This window comes from Pseudomonas sp. BB438 (genome assembly GCF_057180225.1).
This window is the reverse complement of the sequence record NZ_CM170001.1, coordinates 3797840-3822087: the sequence shown is the minus strand read 5'-3', so window position 1 is coordinate 3822087 and position 24248 is coordinate 3797840. Positions and strand designations below refer to the sequence as shown.

At 65.3% G+C, this 24248-nt stretch carries 24 protein-coding genes; 14 read left to right on the top strand and 10 right to left on the bottom strand.

The features are described from left to right. Positions 1-10 precede the first annotated feature (10 nt). The gene (locus AC1ZV1_RS17500; RefSeq protein WP_484292825.1) at positions 11-493 is read left to right on the top strand and encodes an HIT family protein; all 483 of its coding nucleotides are present in this window, start codon (positions 11-13) and stop codon (positions 491-493) included. On the opposite strand, the gene AC1ZV1_RS17495 is transcribed toward AC1ZV1_RS17500, so the two are convergent. After that, the gene (locus tag AC1ZV1_RS17495; RefSeq protein ID WP_484292824.1) at positions 473-1417 is read right to left on the bottom strand and encodes a LysR substrate-binding domain-containing protein; all 945 of its coding nucleotides are present in this window, start codon (positions 1415-1417) and stop codon (positions 473-475) included. The two genes, AC1ZV1_RS17500 and AC1ZV1_RS17495, sit on opposite strands and share 21 nt — an antisense overlap. A gap of 108 nt (positions 1418-1525) precedes the next feature. Between AC1ZV1_RS17495 and AC1ZV1_RS17490 the strand changes: the two genes are divergently transcribed. Further along, positions 1526-2476: a DMT family transporter gene (locus AC1ZV1_RS17490; protein ID WP_484292823.1), complete on the top strand. Its 951-nt coding sequence runs from the start codon at positions 1526-1528 to the stop codon at positions 2474-2476. Between the two features lies 1 nt (position 2477). Here AC1ZV1_RS17490 and AC1ZV1_RS17485 read toward each other — a convergent pair whose 3' ends face one another. Next, entirely contained in the window at positions 2478-3176 is a 699-nt protein-coding gene (locus AC1ZV1_RS17485; protein WP_484292822.1) for an MOSC domain-containing protein, read from the bottom strand. Between the two features lie 133 nt (positions 3177-3309). On the opposite strand from AC1ZV1_RS17485, the gene AC1ZV1_RS17480 reads away from it, so the two are divergent. After that, positions 3310-3549, top strand: coding sequence for a cytoplasmic protein (locus AC1ZV1_RS17480; RefSeq protein WP_484292821.1), 240 nt, complete (start codon positions 3310-3312; stop codon positions 3547-3549). A 12-nt stretch (positions 3550-3561) separates the two neighbouring features. Here the strand turns inward: AC1ZV1_RS17480 and AC1ZV1_RS17475 are convergent, their stop codons facing one another. Together AC1ZV1_RS17475 and AC1ZV1_RS17470 are read right to left on the bottom strand one after the other, a co-directional pair. Beyond that, positions 3562-4506, bottom strand: a complete 945-nt coding sequence (locus AC1ZV1_RS17475) for an IS110 family transposase (protein WP_484292820.1) — start codon at positions 4504-4506, stop codon at positions 3562-3564. Positions 4507-4874: 368 nt separating this feature from the next. Further along, positions 4875-5801, bottom strand: a complete 927-nt coding sequence (locus tag AC1ZV1_RS17470) for a LysR substrate-binding domain-containing protein (RefSeq protein ID WP_484292819.1) — start codon at positions 5799-5801, stop codon at positions 4875-4877. An 80-nt stretch (positions 5802-5881) separates the two neighbouring features. On the opposite strand from AC1ZV1_RS17470, the gene AC1ZV1_RS17465 reads away from it, so the two are divergent. Together AC1ZV1_RS17465 and AC1ZV1_RS17460 are read left to right on the top strand one after the other, a co-directional pair. After that, positions 5882-7204 (top strand): MFS transporter, encoded by a 1323-nt coding sequence (locus tag AC1ZV1_RS17465; RefSeq protein WP_484292818.1) that lies wholly within the window; start codon positions 5882-5884, stop codon positions 7202-7204. Between the two features lie 27 nt (positions 7205-7231). Beyond that, positions 7232-8161 carry a carbon-nitrogen hydrolase family protein gene (locus tag AC1ZV1_RS17460; RefSeq protein WP_484292817.1) on the top strand — a complete coding sequence of 310 codons (930 nt, stop codon included), beginning with the start codon at positions 7232-7234 and terminating at the stop codon, positions 8159-8161. A 42-nt stretch (positions 8162-8203) separates the two neighbouring features. Here the strand turns inward: AC1ZV1_RS17460 and AC1ZV1_RS17455 are convergent, their stop codons facing one another. Then, the gene (locus AC1ZV1_RS17455) at positions 8204-9187 is read right to left on the bottom strand and encodes an aldo/keto reductase (protein WP_484292816.1); all 984 of its coding nucleotides are present in this window, start codon (positions 9185-9187) and stop codon (positions 8204-8206) included. A gap of 242 nt (positions 9188-9429) precedes the next feature. On the opposite strand from AC1ZV1_RS17455, the gene AC1ZV1_RS17450 reads away from it, so the two are divergent. The 3 genes from AC1ZV1_RS17450 to AC1ZV1_RS17440 are packed head-to-tail and all read left to right on the top strand — an operon-like array spanning position 9430 to position 11855. Then, complete coding sequence (locus tag AC1ZV1_RS17450) at positions 9430-9759, top strand: carboxymuconolactone decarboxylase family protein (protein ID WP_484292815.1); 330 nt, start codon at positions 9430-9432, stop codon at positions 9757-9759. Positions 9760-9769: 10 nt separating this feature from the next. Then, positions 9770-10777: an aldo/keto reductase gene (locus tag AC1ZV1_RS17445; RefSeq protein WP_484292814.1), complete on the top strand. Its 1008-nt coding sequence runs from the start codon at positions 9770-9772 to the stop codon at positions 10775-10777. A 34-nt stretch (positions 10778-10811) separates the two neighbouring features. Beyond that, positions 10812-11855, top strand: coding sequence for an NAD(P)-dependent alcohol dehydrogenase (locus AC1ZV1_RS17440; RefSeq protein WP_484292813.1), 1044 nt, complete (start codon positions 10812-10814; stop codon positions 11853-11855). 41 nt (positions 11856-11896) lie between these two features. Here the strand turns inward: AC1ZV1_RS17440 and AC1ZV1_RS17435 are convergent, their stop codons facing one another. Then, positions 11897-12790 (bottom strand): LysR family transcriptional regulator, encoded by an 894-nt coding sequence (locus tag AC1ZV1_RS17435; protein ID WP_484292812.1) that lies wholly within the window; start codon positions 12788-12790, stop codon positions 11897-11899. Between the two features lie 58 nt (positions 12791-12848). After that, positions 12849-13850, bottom strand: a complete 1002-nt coding sequence (locus AC1ZV1_RS17430; protein WP_484292811.1) for a zinc-dependent alcohol dehydrogenase family protein — start codon at positions 13848-13850, stop codon at positions 12849-12851. 105 nt (positions 13851-13955) lie between these two features. Between AC1ZV1_RS17430 and AC1ZV1_RS17425 the strand changes: the two genes are divergently transcribed. After that, positions 13956-14867, top strand: a complete 912-nt coding sequence (locus tag AC1ZV1_RS17425; protein ID WP_484292810.1) for a LysR family transcriptional regulator — start codon at positions 13956-13958, stop codon at positions 14865-14867. Between the two features lie 27 nt (positions 14868-14894). Here AC1ZV1_RS17425 and AC1ZV1_RS17420 read toward each other — a convergent pair whose 3' ends face one another. Further along, positions 14895-15764, bottom strand: coding sequence for an SMP-30/gluconolactonase/LRE family protein (locus tag AC1ZV1_RS17420; RefSeq protein WP_484292809.1), 870 nt, complete (start codon positions 15762-15764; stop codon positions 14895-14897). A gap of 399 nt (positions 15765-16163) precedes the next feature. Continuing rightward, positions 16164-17390, bottom strand: coding sequence for an EAL domain-containing response regulator (locus AC1ZV1_RS17415; protein WP_484292808.1), 1227 nt, complete (start codon positions 17388-17390; stop codon positions 16164-16166). 296 nt (positions 17391-17686) lie between these two features. On the opposite strand from AC1ZV1_RS17415, the gene AC1ZV1_RS17410 reads away from it, so the two are divergent. From AC1ZV1_RS17410 to otsA, 4 genes are all read left to right on the top strand, one after another. Next, on the top strand, positions 17687-19138 hold the full coding sequence (locus AC1ZV1_RS17410; RefSeq protein ID WP_484292807.1) for an amino acid permease: 1452 nt from the start codon (positions 17687-17689) through the stop codon (positions 19136-19138). 251 nt (positions 19139-19389) lie between these two features. Beyond that, the gene (otsB, locus tag AC1ZV1_RS17405; RefSeq protein ID WP_484292806.1) at positions 19390-20202 is read left to right on the top strand and encodes a trehalose-phosphatase; all 813 of its coding nucleotides are present in this window, start codon (positions 19390-19392) and stop codon (positions 20200-20202) included. Then, complete coding sequence (locus AC1ZV1_RS17400; protein ID WP_484292805.1) at positions 20202-22001, top strand: glycoside hydrolase family 15 protein; 1800 nt, start codon at positions 20202-20204, stop codon at positions 21999-22001. The genes otsB and AC1ZV1_RS17400 overlap by 1 nt, the downstream gene beginning before the upstream one ends. Continuing rightward, complete coding sequence (gene otsA / locus AC1ZV1_RS17395; protein ID WP_484292804.1) at positions 21983-23392, top strand: alpha,alpha-trehalose-phosphate synthase (UDP-forming); 1410 nt, start codon at positions 21983-21985, stop codon at positions 23390-23392. The genes AC1ZV1_RS17400 and otsA overlap by 19 nt, the downstream gene beginning before the upstream one ends. A 46-nt stretch (positions 23393-23438) precedes the next feature. On the opposite strand, the gene AC1ZV1_RS17390 is transcribed toward otsA, so the two are convergent. Further along, the gene (locus tag AC1ZV1_RS17390) at positions 23439-23606 is read right to left on the bottom strand and encodes a hypothetical protein (RefSeq protein ID WP_484292803.1); all 168 of its coding nucleotides are present in this window, start codon (positions 23604-23606) and stop codon (positions 23439-23441) included. Between the two features lie 290 nt (positions 23607-23896). Between AC1ZV1_RS17390 and AC1ZV1_RS17385 the strand changes: the two genes are divergently transcribed. Then, positions 23897-24106 (top strand): cold-shock protein, encoded by a 210-nt coding sequence (locus tag AC1ZV1_RS17385; protein WP_017518411.1) that lies wholly within the window; start codon positions 23897-23899, stop codon positions 24104-24106. The last annotated feature ends 142 nt before the right edge of the window (positions 24107-24248 follow it).

Genomic DNA, 24248 nt, shown 5'->3' with positions numbered 1-24248 from the left:
ACGCCCGTCGATGCAGATACCGTCCACCCACGTCATCCACCAGACGGAGCACTGGCTGCTCAACCACCACCTGGCGTCCGCCTTGCCGGGCTACCTGATGCTCGGTTCGAAACAGCCGGTGGAGTCCCTGGCCGACCTGCCGGATGCCGCGCTGGCAGAACTGGGTGTGCTGATGGCGAAGGTGCAGCGCATCCTCGAAGCGACGCTGCAACCCAAGTGGCTGTATATGGGCCGCTTCGGCCACTCGCCGGGCTTGCCGATCCACTTCCATTTCATCCCGGTATACGCCTGGGTGGAGGAGGCGTTCTGGGCCGACGCGCGTTATCGCTCGCTGGGCCAGTTCGCCCATGTCGAGGATGCCGCGACCCAGACCGACGGCGCCGAGCTGACCCTGTTCGTCTGGCGCGAGTTCGGCGACGCGCCGGTGCCGCCCGCGGTGCTGGGGCCGTCGATCGAACAGGTGATCGAGTCCTTACGCGCGCGCTTCGACTGAACCGACCGAGTCCAGCAGCCAGTCATGGAAGAGCTGCGCAGCCGGCGACAGCTGGCGGTGGCGCAGGGACACCAGGTACTCGCCGCGCTCAGTGACCATGGCGAGGTCGGTCACCCGTTGCATCTCGCCGCTGGCCACCGCGTCGTCCGCCATGAAGCCCCACGCCAGGCCGATGCCCATGCCTTGCTGTACGGCACGGTAGGCGAGGGTGAGCTGGTTGAACACCGGGTCGCTTTCCGCCGGCTGGTAGTCCTTGCCGAAGTGGCCGAACCAGTCGTGCCAGTCCAGGCAGCTCCAGGCCGAGGTATCCAGCTGCACCAGGGGCGCGGCGGCGAGCTGTTCGAGGGTGGTGATGCTCGCGGCGTCGAAGTCCGGCCGGGCCACGGGGTAGACCACCTCCGGCAGCACGAAGCGGCTGTTCAGCGTGGTCCAGTCGCCGGCGCCATAGAGAATGCCCAGGTCGAAATCCACCAGGCTGGCTTCGTCGATCTCGTTGATCGCGTGCACGTGCACGGCGATGCCGGGATGGGCCTTGTTGAATTCGATCAGCTTGGGGAACAGCCAGAACTGCGCCAGCGCATGGGTTGCCAGCACCGACACGGCGTTGCTCTGGTGCACGTTGCGGATGCGCCGCACGCTGTGTTGCAGGCGATCCAGCAGCATGTCCACGGTGGTCAGCAACTCCGCGCCGGCGGCAGTGAGTGTGACGCCGCGCGGTTTGCGCTCGAACAAGGGCACCTTGAGGCTCTCTTCCAGCGCGCGCATCTGCTTGCTCACTGCGCTCTGGGTAAGGAACAGCTCGGTGGCGGCCTGGGTGAAACTGCCGTAGCGGCCCACGGCCTCGAAGGTGATGAGGGTTTCCAGGGGCGGCAGGGTACGCAGGTAGCGGCTGATGGCAGTTCTCCGGTGAATACCTTCAGACATTCCTCGCGGGAATGTCTCGGTGCGGATTTATCCTTGGTCAGAAACTACCACAACGGCTACCGTGGCGGCTCTTTATGGGCATTCACTGAAGTATCGAGGGTGTTGGAGATGAAACGCGGGGTGGTCTATGCAGGCATGGCAGGCGCAATCTGGGGTGGGGTGATCCTCGCGCCGTCGCTGGTGCCGGAATTCAACCCGCTGCTGATCAGTTCCGTGCGCTTCGCGCTGTATGGTGCCATCTCGCTGCTGATCGCCTTGCCGGTGGCCCTCGGCCTGCTTCGGCGGGTCAGCCGCGAAGACCTGTCGATGCTGATTCGGCTGTCCCTGGCCGGCAACCTGCTGTACTTCGCGCTGCTCTCGGCGGCGGTGCAGTTCGCCGGGGTGGCGGCGGCCTCGCTGATCAACGGCATCATGCCGCTGGCGATCAGCTACCGCAGCCGTTCGGAAGCGGATTCGCTGCCGTTGTCGCGGATGAAGCTGCCACTGGCACTGGTCGCGCTGGGCATTCTCTGCATCAACCTCGACCCGACGGCTCTCCTGGCGGCCGGCAGCACGCCGGGTGAACGCGTCCTCGGTATCGTCTGCGGTTTTTCGGCGGTGGTCTGCTGGTCCTGGTACGCCACGGCCAACGCGCGCTACCTGAAGGCCAGCCACTTCACCAGCCACGACTGGTCGACGCTGATCGGCATGGTCACCGGCGTCATGGCCGTGGTGCTGGCCGGCGTGGGTGTGCTGATCGCGCCGCAGGCGGTGCCGACGGGGATTTCCCCGGAGCGCTGGATGGTGTTCCTCTGGGTGTCGCTGTTCCTCGCCGTGTTCGGCTCATGGGTCGCCAACGGCCTGTGGAATGCTGCCACGCGCCGCCTGCCGATGAGTCTGGGTGGCCAGCTGATCGTTTTCGAAACGCTGTTCGCCTGCGCCTACGCCTATATCAACGAGCAGCGGCTGCCCGGCCCGGTGGAAGCGCTGGCGATTGTCCTGCTCACCGTCGGCGTGCTCTGGGCCATCGGTCTGCACCGCGCTCCGGCAGAGCTTCCGGCGCGCGCCGTGGAGTCCTGAGTCAGGCCTTCGGGCTGCCCTCCAGACGCGGACTCCAGTCTTCCACCGCGCCGTTCTCCAGGCGCCGCGAGAGCGTGCGGCGCCAGTTGGGCGGCAATGGCAGTTCCAGGCATTCGCGCAGCACGTCGATGTCCACACGCTTGTCGAACAGCACGGCGGAGAGCCTCTGCAGTGACCAGTCGGCATAGGGCCGCTCGAGCAGTTCCAGTGTTGCGCCGGCGGTCACTTCGCCTTCCTCCAGCACCCGGTAGTACCAGCCGGTGCGCCCCGATTCCTGCACCCGCAGGGCCATCTGAGCCACGTCGAAGCGGTCATTGAGCTTCCAGCAGGGCATGCGCCCCTGGGATACCTCCAGCAAGGCGGTGCCGGCGCGGATGCGGTCGCCCAGGCAGAGGTCGGCTTCCGTCCAGCCGGTGGTGCTGAAGTTCTCGCCGAATGCGCCGGGCCGGCCCAGCAGCGGATGCTCGCCCAGTTCGCTGGCCCAGGCGGCGTAATGCTCGCGGGGGTAGTGGTGGATGGCCTTTTCCACCCCGCCGTGCACGCGCAGGTCGCCTTGTTCGTCGCTCTCCAGCCCCACTGTCGTCACCGCCAGGCGGGTCTGGCGCGGCTGCTTGGCGATGGCGCTGCGCGAGCCGGGTCGGGTGAAGGGCACGGCGCGGCCGGTGAGGACGGCATCGAGGGAAATGGCGGGCAGGCTCATGGCATGGCTCTCAGGTGTGAAAGTGGTATCGATCAAAAACTACCTGGACAAAATCTGCCAGGACGGTAGGCTCTGTCAATGTTTCGATTCGACACCAGTAACGCCGCCCATTCGATTTCCGCGAGAGCCCGTCATGCAGAAGTACCGCCTGATCATCCAGCGCCACGGCCAGTTGCTCGGCCATTTCGACTCCGACCTGCCCTGGGCCCGCGATGCCGTGCGGGCCATCGCAGAGACCCTGGGTGGGCAGGCGTTCGATCTCGAGTTGCAGGTGGCCGATAGCGAGCGCCGACTACTGGAAAGCTCGCCAGCCGGCATCGAGGTGCTGGCCAGCGAACTGCTGTTCCGCCCGATACCGATCGCGAGCCTGTAGGAGATTCTATGTCTACCCCACCGTATCGGCGGCAGGCCGATACGGCTGTTGAGTCTTCATCAGTGCAAAGGCAATCCGGGCTAATTTGCGGGCGAGGATGGTCAGCGCTTCAATCCTTTTCAGCCCGCGCTGCAGGTAGCTTTGATAGAGAGCTTGCCAGCGCTGCGTGCGGGCTGCGGCCATGGCGGCGTTGTGCAGTAGCCGACGGACTTCCGGATCACCCTGCTTGGTCAGTTTGCGCCGACCGCTGTAGCGGCCCGATTCTTTCAGGCGAACGTCCAGGCCGACAAAGGCGATGAATGCATCGCTGTTGCGGAACTCTCCGCGCAGGAAGGCCATGTTCAAGGCCGCTGCGGTCAGCGGTCCGATACCCTCCACTGTCTGGCAGCGCTTGCTCTGGGCTGTCAGGCCAGCTTCCTCCAGCACGCACTGGATAGCCTCTTCCAGCTTCTTCTCCAGGGCGGACAGACGCTTGAGGACTGGCTTCAGCGCACTTGCCAGTTGCCGGTCCTGGGAGAAGCTCTGGCGCAGGGATGTCGCACTGCGAACGACGACGGCCCGGCGATGCAACATAGCCTGCAGGCGGCTGTATACCTTGCTCGGCGGCTGCCAGGGATCCAGGTGCGTCTGTTCGTGGGCCAGGTAGCGAGCCAGCAGTTGGGCATCGCGGCGATCATCTTTGTTTCGCCCACCGATTCCCTTGCGGTAATTGCTCAGGCGATAGCCGTTGATGACGTAGATCCGGTGACCACGGGCATGGGCCAACGTGGCGACCAGGACGTGGTAGATCCCCGTCGCTTCGATAGCGATCGAACAGCCAGAGGGCAGAGTCTTGAGCCAGTCTTTGATCGGGCGGGACTCATTGCTCAGCTCGAGTACTTCGCCCGTCCGGGCATCGCAGATACTCAGCGAGTCCTTGGCGACATCAATTCCGATAACCGCAACCTGACTTGTCATGGGGCCCTCCGACGCTGAAGATGGGAACTGCCTGTCGGGGGCTCACAGTGGCGCAGGCTTGCCGGTATCGTCGGTTCGAGCGGCGAACTCAACCGATGGATTCCTTATCGGCGCTTGTCGTGAGCGCGTGGGTGGGGGAAGTCTCCTACCGTCTGGCTTGCAGAAGCGGGTCTTGTCCCTCCACCCCCGACAGGTTCCTACCCTAACGCCATACAAGCGGGTCATGCCCGCGATTGCGCCCATGGGGCGCTCCTACAGGCAGAGCCCGGTGTCAGGCCGTAGGAAAGCGCTGCGCTCCACCCATCCTGCAAAGGCGTGGCCGGCGTCAGGCGCGCAGGTGGTTTTTCATCCGGCACGGGGCTGGGAGTTCAACCCAGCTTCTGCCCCAGCTCGCCGATGAACTGCCGCAGCCACTCGTGGTGCGGTTTGTTGTGGCGGGCGATGTCCCAGACCATGAAGCAGCGGAAGGACGGCACCGGGAAGGGCACCGGGCTGACCACCAGGTCGGTCATCGCCGCATAGCTTTCGGCGGCGAAGGTCGGGATGGTGGCGATCACCTCGCTGCTCATCAGCGTCGTCAGCGCGCCGCTGAAGTGCGTGAAGGAGGCGGTGACCCGGCGCGCGTAGCCGGCGGCCTCGAACATGTCGTCAATGAACCCGCGCCGGCCATCGTAGGAGACGCGCACGTGGTTCGCCGCGAAGTATTCCTCCAGGGCGATCGGCTCCTCCGCGGCGCGGCCACGCGGGCGGAACAGGCAGGAGTAGGACGAGGAGAACAGCACCTGGGACGAGTAGCTGGTGCCGAAATCCTTTGGTTCGCTGCAGATCACCAGGTCCATGTCCGGGTCCTGCAGGGACTGTTTCCACAGCGAGCTGTTGCTCTGGTGGAAGGCGAAGCTCACGCCCAGGCCCTCCGCCGCGGCGGCATTGACGATGCGCGGTGCGAGGCAGGCCTCAATGTCGTCGGACAGGCCGATGTTGAACACGTAGCTGGAGTCGCGCGCGGAGAAATCCGGTTCGCTGCCGAGCACGCCGGAGATCGAGGTGAGCGCCTCGGCGATCTTCGGCGCCAGCTCCATGGCCTTGCGCGTCGGCTGCATGCCTGACGCGGTGCGAATGAACAGTTCGTCCGCGAAATGCTCGCGCAGCCGGCGCAGGGCCGCGCTCACCGCACCCTGGGTCACGTGCAGCACGGCCGAGGCGCGGGTGGCGCTGCGCTCGGTCATCAGGCAGTGGAAGGTGAGCAGAAGGTTCAGGTCGATCCGCGAGATATTACGTACGTTAATCCGGCTCATATTTCCTAATCGTTTGCCCTGCGCCCGCGGGGATTCCTAGTCTGGCGTCCACACAACCATAACAAGGGATGGAGAATCCTGTGGACGCGATTTCGCAAAGCGTGGGTGCAAGCAGCATCCGTACCAGGGGCGGGCGGTCGGACATTCGCAAGCGGGCCATCGCGGTCGGCATCGGCAACTTCATGGAGTGGTTCGACTTCGCCATCTACGGCTATTTCGCCGCCGTGATCGGCATGCTGTTCTTCCCGTCCAGCGCGCCGGGAGTCTCGCTGCTCTCGTCGCTGGCGGTGTTTGCCGTCGGCTTCCTCTCGCGGCCGTTCGGCGCACTGATCCTCGGCCCCATCGGCGACCGTTTCGGCCGTCGCGCGGTGCTGATCATCACCGTGTTCGGCATGGGCGTCTGCACCACCATCATCGGCTTGTTGCCCTCCTATGAGGCAATCGGCATCGCTGCACCGATCCTGCTGATCGCCATGCGCTTCATCCAGGGCATGATGGTCGGTGGCGAGTGGTCCAGCGCCGGCATCTACATCGTCGAGAGCGCGCCGTCGAACCGCCGGGCCACTGCCGCCAGCGTGATCACCGGCACCGCCGGGCTGGCGTTCCTGTTCGGCACCTTCACTGCCGCGAGCATCTCTTCGGCGCTGGACGATGCGCAATTGGCGGCCTGGGGGTGGCGGCTGCCGTTCGTGGCGTCGATCGTGATGACCGGTATCGCGGTGTTCATCCGCCGCAAGCTGGGCGACACACCGGTGTACGAGGAAATGGTCCGCCAACGCGATGCGCTCAAGGCCCTGGCGCCGAGCAAGGCCGTGCGCCGCCGCGCTTTCATTACGACCTTTGCCTTCTCCGCATTGTTCGGCGTGTCGCTCTACTACTTCATCACCTACGCCAACAACCACCTGGTCAGTACCGTCGGCCTGCCGCGCAGCAGCGCGCTGTGGCTGTGCAGCATCGCGCTGGTGGTCTACGTCATCGTCAACCCGCTGATCGGCCGCCTGAGCGACAGCATCGGCCGGCGTCAGCTGCTGCTGGGCGCGGCGGCGGCATTGACGCTGCTGGCCTACCCGATCTTCCTGCTGCTCAACACCGGCAACCCGGTGGCGATCCTCGTCGGACTGACCGTCATGGGCGTGCTGGTGGCCATCACCGCGGTGATGGACGTGGTGTTGCTGGTGGAAGTGTTCCCGGCGTCGATCCGCTCCACCGGCGCCGCCCTGGGGCACAACCTGGCACTGGCGATCCTCGCCGGCCCCGGCCCCTTCATCGCCGCCGCGCTGATCCGCCAGACCGGTGACGCGAACCTGCCGGCGGCCTATCTGGCGGCAGTCTCCCTGGTGTGCCTGGTGGTGCTGTGGAAGACCCTGCCGGAAACCCGCGACAACGACATCAGCCGCTTCTAATCCATTTCACAGCAGTCAGGAGTCCCCATGACCCGTGTAGCAATCATCCAGGCCGCTTCCGTTCCCTACGAGCCCATGGCCAGCGTCAAGAAGGCCGCCGGCATCCTGCGTCGCGTGGCGGAGCAGGGCGCAAAGCTGGCGGTGTTCCCCGAGGCCTACATCGGCGGCTATCCCAAGGGGGCGGCCTTCGGCAGCGTGGTGGGCAATCGCAGTGCCGCCGGGCGCGACCTCTACCAGCGCTATGTCGAAGCTGCCGTGGCGCTGGAGGGGCCGGAACTGGCGGCACTCGCCGAAAGCGTTGAGCAGACGGGCGTGACCACGGTGGTCGGCATCATCGAGCGCTACGGTCGTACCCTCTACTGCACCGCCGTGACCCTGGTGCCCGGGCGCGGAATCGCCGGCTACCACCGCAAGCTGATGCCCACCGGCCAGGAACGCCTGATCTGGGGCTTCGGCGACGGCTCGACCATCGCACCGGTAGAGACCGAGTTCGGCGTAGTCGGCAGTGTGATCTGCTGGGAGAACTACATGCCGGCGCTGCGCCAGGCCATGTACGCGCAGGGGGTGCAACTGTACTGCGCGCCGACCGCGGATGATCGCCCGTCCTGGGCCAGCTCGATGGTGCACATCGCGCTGGAAGGGCGGGTGTTCGTGCTCTCGGCCTGCCAGGCGATTCGCCTGGGCGACTACCCGCAGCAGCACCGCGAAGCCTTTGGGCTGACGCACAAGGAGGACGACTACGTCATGCGTGGCGGCAGCATGATCGTCAGCCCACTGGGCGAAGTACTGGCGGGGCCGGTATTCGATTGCGAGACCGAACTCTATGCCGATCTCGACATGGGCCAGCTCAACCAGGGCAATCTCGACTTCGACGTGGTCGGCCACTATGCGCGGCCGGACGTCTTCGAGCTCAAGGTCAACACTGCGCCGCTGCGCCCGGTGACCTTCGAGGGTTGATGGCAAGCGCCCAGCGCCGATCGGCGCCGGGCTTTGCCTCGATCAGCGTCCTACGCGCTGCTGCAGATGCGCCGGATAGCGCTCGCCGACGATCTCGATCTCGCGCAGCGCTGCTTCGATGGCGGCGAGATCGGCAGCCTCCAGCACCAGCGAAGCCGCGCCGAGGTTTTCTTCCAGCCGGTGCAGCTTGGTGGTGCCGGGGATCGGCACGATCCAGGGCTGCTGGGCCAGCAACCAGGCGATGGCGATCTGCGCGCGGGTGGCGCCCTTGCTCTCGGCGAGACGGCCGAGCACGTCGATCAGCCCGGCATTGGCCTTGCGGTTCTCCTCGGAGAAGCGCGGCACGACGTTGCGGAAATCACTGGCGGAGAACTGCGTGCGCTCATCGATGGCGCCCGTGAGGAAGCCCTTGCCCAGCGGGCTGAAGGGCACGAAACCGATGCCCAGCTCGGCCAGCAGCGGAAGGATCTCCTTCTCCGGCTCGCGCCACCACAGCGAGTATTCGCTCTGCAACGCCGCCACCGGCTGCACCGCGTGGGCGCGGCGGATGGATTGCACGCCGGCTTCGGAGAGGCCGAAGTGTTTCACCTTGCCCTCGCGGATCAGCTCGGCGACGGTGCCGGCCACGTCTTCCATCGGCACGTCCGGGTCGACACGGTGCTGGTAGAGCAGATCGATGCGATCGGTTTTCAGGCGCTTGAGCGAGGCTTCGGCTACGGCGCGGATGTTCTCCGGGCGGCTGTCCAGGCCCTGGGCGACGTCTCCATTCCTGAAGCCGAACTTGGTGGCGATCACCACCTGGTCGCGCACCGGCGCCAGGGCTTCGCCCAGCAGTTCCTCGTTGGCGAAGGGACCGTAGGCTTCGGCGCTGTCGAAGAAGGTCACGCCGCTGTCGAAGGCGGTGCGTAACAAACGGATGCCATCGTAGCGGTCGACCGCCGGGCCGTAACCATAGCTCAGGCCCATGCAACCCAGGCCCAGTGCCGATACCTGCAGGCCGTTGCGGCCCAGTGTGCGCGTGTCCATCGATCTCTCTCCTGAAGCGGGGAGGGCAGGATTGCCCGGCGAAACGTCTGGAATGGACTTTACTCAAGGGTTTTCGCCGTGATTAGACGGCTGAAACCGCATTCGCCTATGAGCATGGTTCATGGGTTATGCCCCGGCATTCATGAACTCGCCTCATAGGTCCAAACGCGTTTCGGCTCTTAATCAGCGGCTCGACGCGGCCTAGCATGGTCCACCAGTTCATCAGCGAAGCGGAGAACACCATGAGCGAACCAGCCTCCACCGCCCACAAGGCATTCGGCGACATTGCCCCGGCATTGGCCGACTACACCGACCAGGTGCTGTTCGGCGATGTCTGGGAGCGCCCCGGCCTTTCGCCGCGTGACCGCAGTCTGATCACCGTCTCCAGCCTGGTGGCGCGCTACCAGGCCAACGAGCTCTACTTCCACCTGGGCAAGGCGCTGGACAACGGCCTGACCCGAGAGGAGCTGATCGAGGCCATCACTCACCTGGCTTTCTATTCCGGCTGGCCCACGGCTTCCACTGCGCTGGGCGTTGCCCGCCGCGTGTTCGCCGAGCGCGATGCCGCCTGAGGAGCATTCCATGGAATACCGTTACCTGGGCCGTAGTGCCCTGAAAGTCTCGCCCTTGTGCCTGGGCGCCATGATGTTCGGTGGCGAGACCGACGAGCCGACTTCGCGCCGCATCATCGATAAGGCCTTCGACCAAGGCGTCAATTTCATCGACACCGCCGACGTGTACCACAAGGGCCGCTCCGAGGAGATCGTAGGGCGGGCCGTCGCCGCCCGCCGCGATGACTGGGTGATCGCCAGCAAGTTCGGCAATGCTTTGGGCGACGGCCCGAACCACCGAGGCCAGTCGCGCAAGTGGATCTACCAGGCCGTGGACGACAGCCTGCGCCGCCTGGGAACCGATTACCTGGACATCCTCTACTTCCACCGCACCGACGTCGATGCGCCGCTGGAGGAAGGCCTGCGCGCGGTGGGCGAGCTGATCCGCCAGGGCAAGGTGCGCTACTACGGCCTGTCCAACTTCCGCGGCTGGCGCATCGCCGAGGTGGTGCGCCTGGCCGACCAGCTTGGCATCGACCGGCCGATCTGCAGCGAGCCGCTGTACAACCTGGTGGACCGCACCGCCGAGGTCGAGCAACTGCCGGTCGCCGGTCACTTCGGCATCGGCGTGGTGCCCTACAGCCCCCTGGCTCGTGGCGTGCTCACCGGCAAGTACCGGCCCGGCGCCGAACCGCCAGCGGATTCCCGCGTCGGCCGTGGCGACAAGCGCATCCAGCAGACCGAATGGCGGCCTGAATCCCTGCAGATCGCCCAGCGCATCGCCGAACATGCCGCCGCCCGTGGCACCACGCCGGCTGCGTTCGCCCTGGCCTGGGTGCTGAACAATCCGCTGGTCAGCTCGCTGATTGCCGGCCCGCGCACCGAGGAGCACTGGAACGGCTACCTGCCGGCGCTGGACCTCACACTGACCGCCGAGGACGAAGCTTTCGTCGACAGCCTGGTGCCGCCCGGTCATGCCTCCACACCCGGCTACAGCGATCCGGCCTATCCCGTCGAAGGCCGCCCGGCCCGCCGTTGAAACCCATCCACTCGAAGCGTCAGGAGCCATACCGATGAAGACCCTTGGATACGCCGCGCAGAATCCGCAGGACCCGCTGGGGCCCTTCACCTTCGAGCGCCGTTCGTTGCGCGACAACGATGTGGCGATGGACGTCCTCTACTGCGGCGTCTGCCATTCCGACCTGCACCAGGCCCGCAACGATTGGGGTTTCAGCCGCTACCCAATGGTGCCGGGCCACGAGATCGTCGGCCGGGTTACCGCCATCGGACCGAAAGTGACGCGCTACAAGGTCGGCGACGCCGTGGCGGTGGGCTGCATGGTGGACTCCTGCCAGGCGTGCGACCAGTGCCGCAAGGGCGAGGAACAACTGTGCCGGCAGGGCAATACCCAGACCTACAACGGCGTTGATCGGTTGACCCGCGAAGCGACCCAGGGCGGGTACTCGAAGCAACTGGTCGTGCGCGAGGAGTTCGTCCTGCGCGTGCCGGACGGCCTGGACCTGAGCAAGGCCGCACCGCTGTTGTGCGCGGGTATCACCACCTACTCGCCGCTGCGCACCTGGAACGTCGGGCCGGGCAGCCGCGTCGGCGTGGTCGGCCTCGGTGGGCTGGGGCACATGGCGGTGAAGCTGGCGGTTGGCCTGGGCGCTACGGTGACCGTGCTCAGCCGCACGGCGGACAAGCGCGCGGATGCCAGGGAGCTGGGCGCCGATGCGCTGCTGGTGTCGTCCGATGCGCAAGCGATGAGGGCGGCGGCCAACAGCTTCGACCTGATCATCGATACCGTGCCGGTGAGGCATGACCTGAAGCCCTACATGCCGCTGCTGGATATCGACGGCACCCTGGTGATGGTCGGGCAGGTCGGTCCCATCGACGACATCAGCAGCATTCCGCTGCTGCTGGGGCGCAGGCGCATCGCCGGCTCACCCATTGGCGGGATCGCCGAGACTCAGGAGATGCTCGATTTCTGTGGCAAGAAGAACATCCTGCCGGAGTGCGAGATGATCCGCATGGACGAGATCAACCATGCCTTCGAGCGCATGGAGCGTTCCGACGTGCGCTACCGCTTCGTCATCGACCTGGCCACCCTGGCTTGATCCGCTCCTGAGGCAGCACGCCGGGCGCATGCGCCCGGCCTTCATTCCTGGTGGCGCAGTGCATCCACCAGCACCGAGAAGGCACGGGATTTCTGTCGTCGGCTCGGGTAGTAGAGGTGGTAGCCGGGGAAGGTCGGGCACCAGTCCTCCAGCACCTTCGCCAGGCGTCCGGCGGCGACGTGCTCGGTGACCATGTCCTCGGGCAGGTAGGCCAGGCCGAAACCGTCCAGCGTGGCACGCAGGATGTGCGGGCTGCTGTTGAAGGTCAGCTGGCCTTCCACCCGTGCCTTCACTTCATGGCCATCCTTGACGAACTCCCAGGCCATCAGCCCGCCGTAGGTGGGCAGGCGCAGGTTCAGGCAGTCATGTGCAGCGAGTGCCTGCACATCCTGCGGGCTGCCCTTGCGCGCCAGGTAGGCGGGGCTTGCGACGACCGCCATGCGCAGGTCCGGCGCAATGCGCACGGCGATCATGTCCTTGGCCACCTGGTCGCCCAGTCGCACACCCGCGTCGAAGCGCTCGGCGGCGATGTCGGTCAGGCCGTAGTCGATGCTGACCTCGACCCGGATGTCCGGGTAGTGCGGCAGCACCGTCGCCAGCTTCGGCCAGAGCACGGTGCTCGCGGCGTGCTCGGCGGCGGTGATGCGCAGGGTGCCGACCGGCTTGTCGCGGAAGTCGCTGAGCGCTGCCAGCTCCGCTTCGATCTCCTCGAAACGCGGCGCCAGGGTCTGCATCAGGCGTTCGCCAGCCTCGGTGGGGGAGACGCTGCGGGTGGTCCGGCTGAGCAGGCGCAGCCCCAGCCGGGTCTCCAGCGCGCGGATGGTGTGGCTCAGCGCCGACTGAGAAACCCCCAGCTGCGCCGCCGCCTTGGTGAAGCTGCCTTCACGCGCCACGGTGACGAACGCGATCAGGTCGTTGAAGTTTTCCCTTGGCATCTCGGCTCCGCTGCCTCATGCGCGGCGGGGAGCCGCGCTGGGGCAGTGTATCCGATGGCTAGAGCGTGACCACGACTTTGCCGAACTGCTGGTTGGATTCCAGGTAGCGGTAAGCCTCGACTATCTCATCGAAGGCGAAGCGGCGGGCAATCACCGGGCGCAACGAGCCGTCGGCCAGGCCGGTGAAGATGAAATGCCTGGCGTCCTGCAAGCGGGCCGGGTCCTCCAGCACTTCATAGACGCGATAGCCGCGCAGGATCAGTGAGCGGCTCAGCACTTCGAACAGCGGGAAGGTCGTGGGCTCGGGGCTCAGGCCGCCGTACTCGATGAGCATGCCGCCGTCGGCCATGGCGGCGGTCAGCGCTTCGAAGATCGGGCCACCTACCGGGTCGAACACGACCCGTGCGCCGATCTCGCCAATGACCTCGAGCAGGCGGCTGCGCAGGTTTTCCTCTTCGCTGGCAATCACTTCGGCAGCGCCCGCTTTCAGCAGGGCTTCGCGCTTGGCTGAGGTACGGGTAACGGCGATGGGCACCGCGCCCACGCGGCGGGCTATCTGGATAGCGGCGAGACCGACGCTGCTCGACGCTGCAGTGATGACGACGACGTCTCCTTCGTGCAGCCCGGCCACCTGGACCAGCGCGCCATAGGCGGTGAGGTACTGCATCCAGGTGGCGGCAGCTTCGCTCCAGGCTTGTCCCGGCGGGTTCTTCACCAGGCGCCCCTGCGGCACTACCAGGTGCTCGGCGTGAGTCGGCTCCTCCTTCATCGAGGTTGGCGGCAGGATGCTCACTGCATCCCCCGGGGCGAATTCGCGTACCGCGCTTCCCACCGCCTCGACCACGCCTGTGGCTTCGAGCCCCAGGCCGGAGGGTAGCTGCGGGCTCTCGATGTAGCGATCAGTACGGAGCAGGGACTCGGCGCGGTTCAGCCCCAGGGCCTTGACCCGGATGGTCACTTCATCCGCGCCGGGTTGGCGCATTTCGACCGGCTCGATGCGCAGGACTTCCGGGCCGCCGAACTGGTGGAAACGAACGGTGCGGGTCTTGATGTTTTCCATGTGGTACTCCCATACGAAATTGGTTTGACGTAAAACCACTATCAGCGATGGGATTGACCCAATAAATGGCGTATAGAAGCGGTTAGTCGAAATCAGGAGTTTCGAATGGATCGTCTGACCAGCATGGAAGTGTTCGTCCGCGCGGTGGACCTCGGGTCCTTCGCGGCGGCGGCGGATGCCCTGGAGATGTCCGCGCCAATGGTGGGCAAGCATGTGCGCTTTCTCGAAGAACGGCTGGGCGCCCAGTTGCTGCTGCGCAGTACGCGCCGGCAGAGCCTGACGGAGGCGGGGCGGATCTACTACGAGCGTTGTCGGGCGTTGCTGGCCGATGCCGAGGCCGCGGATATCCTGGCGGCTGGAGAGGTGTCCGAACCGCGGGGCAAGCTGCGGGTGGCCATGCCCGTGCATTTCGGCCGTCGCTGCGTGGCGCCGGTCCTGTTGGCGCTCGCGCAGCGCTATCCGCTACTGGAGCTGGACCTGCGCTTCAGCGATCGCCTGACGGACCTGGCGGAAGAGCAGATCGACCTGGCCATCCGCACCGGCGACCCGCAGCCTAGGGATGGCATCATCGCCCGCCGTATCGCCCGGCAGCGCATGGTGGTCTGCGCCGCGCCGGTGTACTTGGCGAAATACGGGCGGCCGGAGAGTATCGAGGAACTGGCCGGACACCACGTGCTGGTCTATCACCGCTCGGGGCGGATCAAACCCTGGCTGTTCCCCTGCGAGGGACAGCCGCCGGTCGAGTTCGCGCCAGGCTCACGGCTGCGTTTCGACGACCTGGCCGCCATCGCCGACGCGGCGCTTCGTGGCTTCGGGCTGGCCTGGCTGCCCTACTGGCTGGTGCGCGATGCCATTCTGGCGGGCGAGCTGGAGGAGTTGCTGGCGGAGCAGTCGGGCTTTCCCTACGACGTGTACGCGACCTGGCTGCAGACCAGCCAGTTGCCGCGCAAGGTGCGCCTGGCGATTGATGCACTGGTCGAGGTGATACCCGGTCTGGTGACGCCGGTGCAGGAGTAGGGCGGGCAGGTCGCCCGCCCGCAGGCGTCACTTGGCTGGAGTAAGTTGCAGCACGCGGTTGCGGCCACCCTCAGCGAGCAGGTAACCGCCCTTGCCGTCGGCGACGATGGACTGCGGCGCCTTGAGGAAGGACAGGATGGTGCGTGGTTCGCCCTTGCCGTCCCACAGCAGCAGGCGGGCGCGGTGGGTGGAGTCTTCGCTGATCCACAGGCCGCGCTCGTCGCACATCAGGAAGGTGGGCTTGTTCAGCCCGGAGAGCAGCACCGGGTCCTTGCCGTCTTCGCTGAAACGGTGCACCAGGCCCTTTTCCTTCTCGGAGTAGAGCAGGTTGCCATCGGTACAGCGGGTGATGGACTCGGTCTCCTGCAGCTGTTCGCGCAGCACGGTCAGCTGACCATCGCTCCAGCGATAGCGCATCAGGCGGCCGTTGTCGTGGCTGTCCTCGATGGCGTAGAGATGGTCGCCGTCGTTCCAGAGCCCCTGGACCGAGTTGCCCATGAACAGGTCGCTGACCTTGCCGTCCTTGAGCCATTGCACCGGCTTGCCGTCCTTTTCCTGGCTGAACACCCAGCCACCTTGCGCAGCAACCATGCCATCGGGCTTGGACAGGCCGTCGATCATCACCTGGCGTGTGCCGTCGGCGGCGATGTGCAGGATGTTGCCCTGGTTGTCCTTCAGTTCCTGGCTCACCAGCAGTCCGCCGTCGGGCAGCGGCACCAGTGACGCGGCCTTCTTCACGTCCTCATGGAGAACGTCGTAGGACCAGCCCTTGGCGCTCTGCACCGGATAGAAGTCCTGCCAGATGAAGAAGCCGACAGCCGAGGCGACAACCAGGCTGGTGACGGAGAGGGCTACACGGAACACGGAGCGGGGCGGGCGTGTGGCGGTCAGGGACATGCAGCGGTGGCCAAGGCTGTGGGTGAGTCGGCGCTGTTACCTGTGTCTGGCGGGTGGCTTGCCTTCCTGGCGTCCAGCGTGCGGCCGGGCATGTTAACCAGACAGTTCAGTGTCGGGCTATAGCACCGAGGTACGTACTGTTTCACGTGATGTCCGGGACGCGACGTGCCGAATAGTCGTGTAGTGGACAGTACTGGGACGAATGTGCCGCTAAATCGCCGGATCGGAGCGATAAATTGCCGCTGTCTGCAGTTTTTGTATCAATTTCCCATGTATGCGGGAGAACTGGGAAGAAAGTCTGATGGCCATTGGCCTACAATCGCTGTGTCCTTTGCTGAGGACAATCCAGACGGCTGTTGCGAACAGGAAGTCCGCAACAGCCGTTTTCTTTTCCGCGCCTTATTGCACCGCGCGCGTCGTCCGAATCGCTTCCAGCCTTTGCAACTGGGCCGGCGCATTGCGCAGGAAGGTATCGACCTGGCTGGCATCCGTCGGCTTGCCGAACAGAAAACCCTGCGCACAATCGCATCCCAGTTGCTGCAGGTAACGAAGCTGAGCCGTGTTCTCCACGCCTTCCGCGATCACCCGCAAGCCCAGTTCACGACCTAGCACCAAGGTGTGCTGCAGCACGATCAGGCGACGTGGATCGCCATGATTCATATCGGCGAGCAGGTGGCGATCGAGCTTCAGCTCGGTGAAGGGCAACTGCATCAGACGCTGCAGTGTCGAGTGACCACAGCCAAAGTCGTCGATGGCCAGGCCGCAGCCCAGCAGCCGGAGGCGCAGCACGTTTTCCAGGCTGAGGGCGGGCGAGTGCAGCGGCGAGGACTCGGTCAGTTCGAAGGTGATGCGCCTGGGGTCGATATCCAGCGCGCGCAGGTGGCGCTCCACGGCGGCAGCGAAGCCGAGCCGTGCGATCTGTTCGGTTTCCAGGTTGAAGGACAGCTTCAGTTCAGGGTCACCGTGGATGCGCAGAGACTCGATGGCCTGGCGCATCAGCTCGAACAGCATGCCGTCCAGTTGGCCCGCTCGACGCAGGGCCGGGATGAAGTCGCCGGGAGCACGAATCACACCATCGTCCTGCTGCCAACGTGCCAGCACCTCGAATCCGTAGACCTGCTGGGTGGTGACGTTGACCTTGGGCTGCAGGTAGGCACGCAACCTGCCGTGCGCAGGCAAGCGGGCGTTTGCGTCGACGTTGCTCGCGTCCGCGCCAACCAGGGAGGGCCCACTCGGGTCACTCGAAGGCTGGACTTCGCTGAGCAGCCGGCGAAGGCGCTCCAGGGTTGCTGCCTCGTTGCCCAGCCAGAACATCTTCATACCCTGCAACTGCAGCAGACGGGAGAGGGCGCTTCGCGTGTCCGGTGCCATTTCCCCACTGACGATCACATCGTGGGCCAGGCGCTCGCGGGCTACGGTCTGGATAAATTCCAGGCGATCCATGGGATCGACGCGCATGTCGCAGATCAGCAGGTGGACGCTGCCCTGGCTGCGCAGTCGGTCCAGCGCGGCGGCGCTGCTGGATGTCTCCGACAGGAAGCTGTAGCCCAGATGATGCAATGCGATGACTGTGGTCGACCGGCGCAGGCCGGAGGCCTGGAGCACGAGCGCGGAGAGCTGAGGCATGATGGTTTCTCACGGAAGACAGGCTCGCTTCATTCTCGAAAACGGCGTCTCGTCTGTGAGGCGGAGCATTCCAGTTTCTATGTCAGGTAAATCCGACTCCTGGGAACTGTCCTCATTCCTGCCCATCGGTCACGCGCGCTGTGTGTATTGCGGCGCGTCAACAGGCCTGCAGAAGATCTCGAAGAAGTTCGAGCGCTGGACAGGTTCAAGCCTGCCTCAGGTCAGTTTCACGTCGACGTTCCGGGACTACAACGGAAGCACCGACCCGCCAGGGCCATCTCGGAAGGAGTCGAATCATGAAGCATCTACGTCACGTGGAGGGCGGGGCAGGCGACGGCAAGGTCGGTCTGTTCGGCCTCACCTCACTCATCGTCGGCAGCGCGATTGGCTCGGGCATCTTCGCCCTGCCCGCCACGCTCACCGGCGGCGCCGGCGCCCTCGGGATCCTCTGCGGCTGGGCCATCGTGGCCTTCGGCATGCTCTCGCTGGTGTCGGTGTACCGGAACCTCACCCTGCGCCAACCCGACATCGACGACGGCATCTACGGTTGGTCCAAGGCCGGCTTCGGCCACATCGGCGGCTTCATCGGCGCATACGGCCACGGCGCCGGCGATGCGATCGGCAACGCTTCCTACCTGGTGGTGATCTTCAGCGCACTGGGCGCCTTCGGGATCTTCTCCTGGTTCGGTGACGGCACCACCTGGCCCGCCATCTTCGCGGCCTCGGCACTGCTCTGGGTGATCAACGCGCTGGTGCTGCGCGGAGTGAAAACCAGCACCACGGTGAACAACGTCGCCACCGTCGCCAAGGTGGTGCCCATCGTGCTGTTCCTGGGACTGGCGATCTATCACTTCGACAGCCGCGTGTTCCTCACCGACTTCCGTGGCCAGAGCCACGGCACATCGATCTTCGAACAGAGCAAGACAGTGCTGCTGGCGGCCATGTGGACGCTGATCGGCCTGGAGTCCGGCACCATCTACGCCACTCGCGCGCGCAAGCTGTCGGACGTGGCCAAGGCCTCCACTCTGGGGGCCATCATCGTTTCGCTGCTGCTGGTCGGTACCTCGGTACTGGCACTGGGTATCCTGCCTGCCGCGCAGATCACCCAACTGCACCAGCCATCCATGGCCGGGCTGATGGCCGCGATGGTCGGCCCGTGGGGCGGCATGCTGATCAATATCTGCCTGATCGTTTCCGTGGTCGGTGCACTGATCGCCTGGGTCGCCCTGAGCGCCGAGGAAGTGATGCTGTCCGGGCGGGGCCATAGCGCCACCGGGTGGCTCGGTCGGCTCAATGCCAACGGTGCGCCGCGCAACGCCATGTGGCTCACCACCGGGATTGCCCAGGCCATGATGCTGGTGGCCGGTTTCAGCCATGCCGGCTACCTCGCGCTGCTGTCGTTCTCCACGTCGCTGGCGCTGATTCCCTATCTGCTGTCCTCGATGTACGCCTTCAAGAGCGCCTGCAACGGGCGCGGCTATGAAGGCGCCAACGCGCACGGCCGTCATGGGGAAATGGCTCTGTCGGCCTTCGCCGTGTGCTTCGTGCTGTTCATGCTCTACGGCGCAGGCCTGAAATACGTGCTGCTGGCCGCCGTGGTCTGGGCTGTCGGCCTGCCGCTGTTCATCCTCGGCAAACGCGAGCAGCGGGCGAAACTCAGCGCCGTGGAGTGGATCGTCTGCCTCGCCGTGATCGCCATGGCCCTGGCCGGCCTGCTCGGTCTGTGGTCGGGCCATCTGGTCCTGTAAGCCTTCGCTCTGGACTCCGCCCACCTGAACCCGGCGGGCGGAGTCGTTTCGACTCCAGTCGATTTTTCTGGCTGCCCGGTCCCCAGTTTCAGCCCCCGCACACTCTGGTCTGCGCCTTCTCGGTGGCACAAGCCGGTGAAACCCGAGGTCGACCCTCGTGGTCCCACATGTTAGGGTCCTTGGGCTCCCTTTCACGTCCGCGCCGGCTCCCCACGGCCGCGCGGCACGCCCTGAACATGGAGAAATGGCTCATGTCACGTCCTGTACCACGGGGACCTGTCGACACGGCCATGGTCCCGCATAGCGAGGCCTCAGCCACTGCGCTGCTGAACCTCTGGCTCAGCCGACCTCAGCAGATTGCACTGTTCCTGGATGTCGACGGAACCCTTCTGGACATCGCCGAATCACCCGACGCGGTCGCCGTACCGCACGGGCTGCTCGATGCGCTCACACACCTGCATCGCGGACTCGACGGTGCCCTGGCCCTGATCAGCGGCCGCCCGATCGAAGAACTCGACCGGCTCTTCCAACCCTTGCGCCTCGCCGCCAGCGGCGGCCATGGCGCCCACTGGCGCGAGAGCGGCGACAGCCCGCTGCGCCACACCACCAAGGACCTGCCCGCCTGTGTGCGAGTGCGGTTGAACGCCCTGGCGAACCGACATATCGGCGTCCATGCCGAGGACAAGGGCAGCAGCTACGCGCTGCACTACCGCTCTGCCCACTCGTTGGCTGCGGACCTGCGCGGCGAGCTGCAGGCGTTGCTGCGCGCGCCCGAAGGCGCCGGGCTGCGACTGCTCAATGGCAAGCACGTCTACGAAGTCGTTCCCGAGGGGATCGACAAGGCCCGGGCGATCCAGCGGCTGCTGGGTACGCCGGGCTTCTCCGGACGCCTGCCGCTGTATATCGGCGACGACGTCACCGACGAACCCGCTATCGCGCTGATGCCCGCCCTGGGCGGTCTCGGCCTGTCCGTCGGGCGAGCCTTGCCCGGCGCCAGCGCGGTGTTCAGCGACGCGGCGCAAGTCCGTGAAGCACTCATGCAAGCAGCAAGAGGAAGCCACTGATGACGAACCGGCACGACGGTGCTCTGGAACTGGGCCTGATCGGCAATTGTCGGGTGGCCGCCCTGGTCAACCCGCAGGCGCGACTGGTCTGGTGGTGCTACCCGAACTTTGACAGCGATCCCGCGTTCTCCCGGCTGCTGGCCGGCGATGACGAGAAAGGCTTTGCCGATGTGGTGCTGGAGAACCAGGTCAGCAGTACATCCGACTACCAGCGCAACACGGCAATCATCACCACCGTGTTGCGCGACGACAGCGGCGGGGCGGTGCGCATCACCGACTTCGCCCCGCGGTTCCTGCAGCACGGCCACCTCTATCGCCCAGCGCAACTGTGCCGGCTGATCGAGCCCATCGAAGGCGTACCCAAGATCGTCCTGCGTGTGCGGCCGACCCATGGCTACGGCAAGCCCAGCCGGGGCACCGCCGGTTCCAGCCATATTCGCTATCTGGAGGGCGAGGAGCCGCTGCGCCTGACCACCGATGCGCCGCTGGCCTACATCCAGCACGAAACTCCGTTTGCCCTGCGTCACCCGGTGAGCCTGGTGATCGGACTCGACGAACCGCTGGGCAATGCGCCGGGCGAAGTCGTGCTCGATTACCTCAAGCGCACCCAGAACCACTGGCACGACTGGGTGCGCGGGCTGGCCATCTGCTTCGAATGGCAGTCAGTGGTGATCCGCTCGGCCATCACGCTGAAATTGTGCAATTTCGAGGACACCGGGGCGATCATCGCCGCCGCCACCACCTCCGTGCCGGAGGCGCCGGACTCCCAGCGCAACTGGGACTACCGCTACTGCTGGCTGCGTGACGCCTATTTCGTGATCCTCGCGCTCAATCGCCTGGGGGCCACGCGGACCATGGAGGGCTACATCGACTTCATTACCACGGTGGCCAGCGGTGATGCCGCACTCAAGCCGCTGTACGGGATCATTCCGAACCAGGACCTCACCGAGCGTGTCGAACCGGACCTCGCCGGTTTCCTCAACCATGCACCGGTGCGTGTCGGCAACCAGGCGGTGGACCAGAACCAGCACGACGTCTTCGGCTCGGTGGCCCTGGCGGTGTTGCAGAGCTTCGTCGACGAGCGCCTGCCCAATCCCAGCCGCGAGGGCATGCTGCAGTTGCTGGAGAGCCTCGCGGCGAAGGCCGTACACGCGGCCTTCGAGCCGGATGCCGGTATCTGGGAATACCGTGGCCGCCAGCGCATCCATACCCACTCCGCGCTGCTTTGTTGGGTTGCCTGCGATCGCGTAGCACGCATCGCCAAGCGCCTGGGGCGCAGCGAGGACGCCGGAGTCTGGATGGATAAGGCAGCCAACCTGCGCGAGCGCATCCTGGCCGAGGCCTGGAGCGAGACGAAGCAGTGCTTCACCGGCGCCTTCGGTCATGACGATCTCGATGCCAGCGTGCTGCTGATGAACGAGTTGGGCCTCATCGAGGCGGACGATCCGCGCTTCATTGCGACGGTCGAGTGCATCGGCCGTGAGCTCAACGTCAACGGACAGATGCTGCGCTACGCCGCGGCAGATGACTTCGGCGTGCCGGAGACGGCCTTCCTGGTGGTGAAGTTCTGGTACCTCGATGCGCTGGCGGCTATCGGCCGCGTCGACGAGGCGCGGCAGCTGTTCGAGCAACTGATCGCCGCGCGCAACCGTTACGGGCTGCTCTCGGAGGACCTGCACCCGGACACCGGCGAGCTCTGGGGGAACATTCCGCAGACCTACTCCATGGCCGGGCTGATCAACTCCGCCATGCGTCTTTCCATTGGCTGGGAGGACGGTCTATGCCGCGCCTCGTGGTGATATCCAACCGGGTCGCGATCCCCGATGAAAACGGCCCGGCGCCTGGCGGGCTGGCGGTGGCGGTAGACGCTGCCATGCGCAACCGCGAGGGCATCTGGTTCGGCTGGAGCGGCGAGAAGGCCGAGGAGCCGGGCCCGCCGACCATGGTGCAGCGCGACAATCTGCAGTACGTCCTCACCGACCTGCATCCGCAGGACTTCGACGAGTACTACAACGGTTTTGCCAACCGCGTGCTCTGGCCGATCCTGCATTACCGGGTGGACCTGGCCGAGTTCAACGAAGCCGAGTTTGGCGGCTACCAGCGGGTCAACGAGTTCTTCGCCGAGCGCCTCAGCCCGCTGCTGGAAGACGATGATGTCCTCTGGGTCCACGACTACCACCTGATTCCGCTGGCCCTGGCCTTGAGGCAGCGCGGGCACGCCAATCGCATCGGCTTCTTCCTGCACATTCCGATGCCGCCGGCCGACCTCATCACCGCGCTGCCGCACCACGACGAATTGATCCGCGCGCTCACCGAGTACAACCTGATCGGCTTCCAGACCGAGAATGACGCCAGCAACTTCGCCCGCTACCTCACGCGGGTGGTCGGGGCGGCGACGCCCGATGGCCGCCGATACCACCTGGAGGACCAGCATTTTCGCGTCGGCGTGTTCCCGGTGGGCGTGGACGCCGCTGGTTTTCGTCAGCTCGCCGAGGAGGCCTCGCAGAGCCAGGCCGCCGAGGACTTGCGCGAAAGCCTGGGTGGCCGGGCGCTGATGGTGGGTGTAGACCGGCTCGACTATTCGAAGGGCATCGTCAATCGGTTGGACGGCTACGAGCGCTTCCTGGAGCGCAACCCCGCCTGGCATAACCGCGTGACCTGCCTGCAGATCTCGCCGGGGAGCCGCCAGGATATCCCCGAGTACGCCGACATCGACGCCGCCGTGAGCGCGCGGGTAGGGCACATCAATGGCCGCTTCGGCGCCGTGTCCTGGGTGCCGCTGCGTTATGTGGCGCGCAATCACCAGCGCGCGGACATCGCCATGGTCATGCGCCGTGCGCGGATCGGCCTGGTGACGCCACTACGGGACGGGATGAACCTGGTGGCCAAGGAATTCGTCGCCGCCCAGGACCCGGACGACCCCGGCGTGCTGATCCTCTCCCAGTTCGCCGGCGCCGCGGCCGAACTGGGCGGCGCGCTGATCATCAACCCCCATGACCGCGACGCCCTGGCCGATGCCATGCAACAGGCCCTGCGCATGCCGCTCAAGGAGCGCCAGGCACGCCACCGGGATATGTATGCGGTGCTGGAGGCCAACGACATCCGCTTCTGGGGGCCGAGTTTCATCGACGCGCTGACGCGGCCGGGCAGGGCGTTGAATTGGCTGTCGAACCACTACCTCGGCCACTGAAACGCAAAACCCCGCCTTGGCGGGGTTTTCTTCATGCATGCAACGACTAGGGCGTGGGTTTCTTGCCCTCGGACTTGGCCCATTGCGACTTCCGCTCGACCTTCACTGCCAGTTGGCCAACGGGGATTTCCTGGATTTCGCCACCTTGGGAGAGGAAAGCGGCAATCTTTTCATCAAGCTCCGAACGTTCGCGAATCAGCTGTGAATCAGTCATGAAGTCACCTTTGCGTTGGGCGCCAAACCGGCCCGGCCAGCCTACACGTCTTTCGCCAATTTCGCCGAGATAGCTCGACCATTTGTCAAAATCACCGCCCGTCGTGAAAAAAAGCTATGAATCGGCGCCAAACCTTGTATTCTGCATGGGCTGCCTGCCCAGTAACGAGTTCCGCGACTTGATGTTCTTCTACAAGATGCTCCATCTCCTCGGCACCTCTTCACTACGCATTCAGCTCATCGCCGGTCGGCATTCGGCCGGCCTTTAGCATTTCTTTAGGAGACAACATCATGTCCGATCGTCAAAACGGCATCGTCAAGTGGTTCAACGCTGAGAAGGGCTTCGGCTTCATCACCCCGGAAAGCGGCCCGGACGTATTCGTTCACTTCCGTCAGATCGAAGGCAACGGCTACAAGTCCCTCGACGAAGGCCAGAAGGTCAGCTTCGTTGTGACTGCTGGCCAGAAAGGCCCGCAAGCTGAACAAGTTCGCGCTGTCTAATCGACATCGCTGACGAAAGAGCCCCGCTTCGGCGGGGCTTTTTTTTGCCTGCGATTTGCTCCGCTTTCCTTTGCGGCGCCCAAAGAAAAACGCCCGGTGCAGTGCACCGGGCGTTTTTCGTGGCTGGGGGCTGGGCGCTCAG

What these genes read in the sequence shown, in the direction of transcription:
- AC1ZV1_RS17490 (WP_484292823.1), top strand. Translation starts at nt 1,526, where the DNA reads ATGAAACGCGGGGTGGTCTATGCAGGCATGGCAGGCGCAATCTGGGGT.
- AC1ZV1_RS17420 (WP_484292809.1), bottom strand. Translation starts at nt 15,764, where the DNA reads ATGTCCCTGACCGCCACACGCCCGCCCCGCTCCGTGTTCCGTGTAGCC.
- AC1ZV1_RS17450 (WP_484292815.1), top strand. Translation starts at nt 9,430, where the DNA reads ATGAGCGAACCAGCCTCCACCGCCCACAAGGCATTCGGCGACATTGCC.
- otsB (WP_484292806.1), top strand. Translation starts at nt 19,390, where the DNA reads ATGTCACGTCCTGTACCACGGGGACCTGTCGACACGGCCATGGTCCCG.
- AC1ZV1_RS17435 (WP_484292812.1), bottom strand. Translation starts at nt 12,790, where the DNA reads ATGCCAAGGGAAAACTTCAACGACCTGATCGCGTTCGTCACCGTGGCG.
- AC1ZV1_RS17430 (WP_484292811.1), bottom strand. Translation starts at nt 13,850, where the DNA reads ATGGAAAACATCAAGACCCGCACCGTTCGTTTCCACCAGTTCGGCGGC.
- AC1ZV1_RS17410 (WP_484292807.1), top strand. Translation starts at nt 17,687, where the DNA reads ATGAAGCATCTACGTCACGTGGAGGGCGGGGCAGGCGACGGCAAGGTC.
- AC1ZV1_RS17385 (WP_017518411.1), top strand. Translation starts at nt 23,897, where the DNA reads ATGTCCGATCGTCAAAACGGCATCGTCAAGTGGTTCAACGCTGAGAAG.
- AC1ZV1_RS17485 (WP_484292822.1), bottom strand. Translation starts at nt 3,176, where the DNA reads ATGAGCCTGCCCGCCATTTCCCTCGATGCCGTCCTCACCGGCCGCGCC.
- AC1ZV1_RS17460 (WP_484292817.1), top strand. Translation starts at nt 7,232, where the DNA reads ATGACCCGTGTAGCAATCATCCAGGCCGCTTCCGTTCCCTACGAGCCC.
- AC1ZV1_RS17495 (WP_484292824.1), bottom strand. Translation starts at nt 1,417, where the DNA reads ATGTCTGAAGGTATTCACCGGAGAACTGCCATCAGCCGCTACCTGCGT.
- AC1ZV1_RS17475 (WP_484292820.1), bottom strand. Translation starts at nt 4,506, where the DNA reads ATGACAAGTCAGGTTGCGGTTATCGGAATTGATGTCGCCAAGGACTCG.
- otsA (WP_484292804.1), top strand. Translation starts at nt 21,983, where the DNA reads ATGCCGCGCCTCGTGGTGATATCCAACCGGGTCGCGATCCCCGATGAA.
- AC1ZV1_RS17455 (WP_484292816.1), bottom strand. Translation starts at nt 9,187, where the DNA reads ATGGACACGCGCACACTGGGCCGCAACGGCCTGCAGGTATCGGCACTG.
- AC1ZV1_RS17445 (WP_484292814.1), top strand. Translation starts at nt 9,770, where the DNA reads ATGGAATACCGTTACCTGGGCCGTAGTGCCCTGAAAGTCTCGCCCTTG.
- AC1ZV1_RS17440 (WP_484292813.1), top strand. Translation starts at nt 10,812, where the DNA reads ATGAAGACCCTTGGATACGCCGCGCAGAATCCGCAGGACCCGCTGGGG.
- AC1ZV1_RS17390 (WP_484292803.1), bottom strand. Translation starts at nt 23,606, where the DNA reads ATGACTGATTCACAGCTGATTCGCGAACGTTCGGAGCTTGATGAAAAG.
- AC1ZV1_RS17425 (WP_484292810.1), top strand. Translation starts at nt 13,956, where the DNA reads ATGGATCGTCTGACCAGCATGGAAGTGTTCGTCCGCGCGGTGGACCTC.
- AC1ZV1_RS17480 (WP_484292821.1), top strand. Translation starts at nt 3,310, where the DNA reads ATGCAGAAGTACCGCCTGATCATCCAGCGCCACGGCCAGTTGCTCGGC.
- AC1ZV1_RS17400 (WP_484292805.1), top strand. Translation starts at nt 20,202, where the DNA reads ATGACGAACCGGCACGACGGTGCTCTGGAACTGGGCCTGATCGGCAAT.
- AC1ZV1_RS17470 (WP_484292819.1), bottom strand. Translation starts at nt 5,801, where the DNA reads ATGAGCCGGATTAACGTACGTAATATCTCGCGGATCGACCTGAACCTT.
- AC1ZV1_RS17500 (WP_484292825.1), top strand. Translation starts at nt 11, where the DNA reads ATGCAGATACCGTCCACCCACGTCATCCACCAGACGGAGCACTGGCTG.
- AC1ZV1_RS17415 (WP_484292808.1), bottom strand. Translation starts at nt 17,390, where the DNA reads ATGCCTCAGCTCTCCGCGCTCGTGCTCCAGGCCTCCGGCCTGCGCCGG.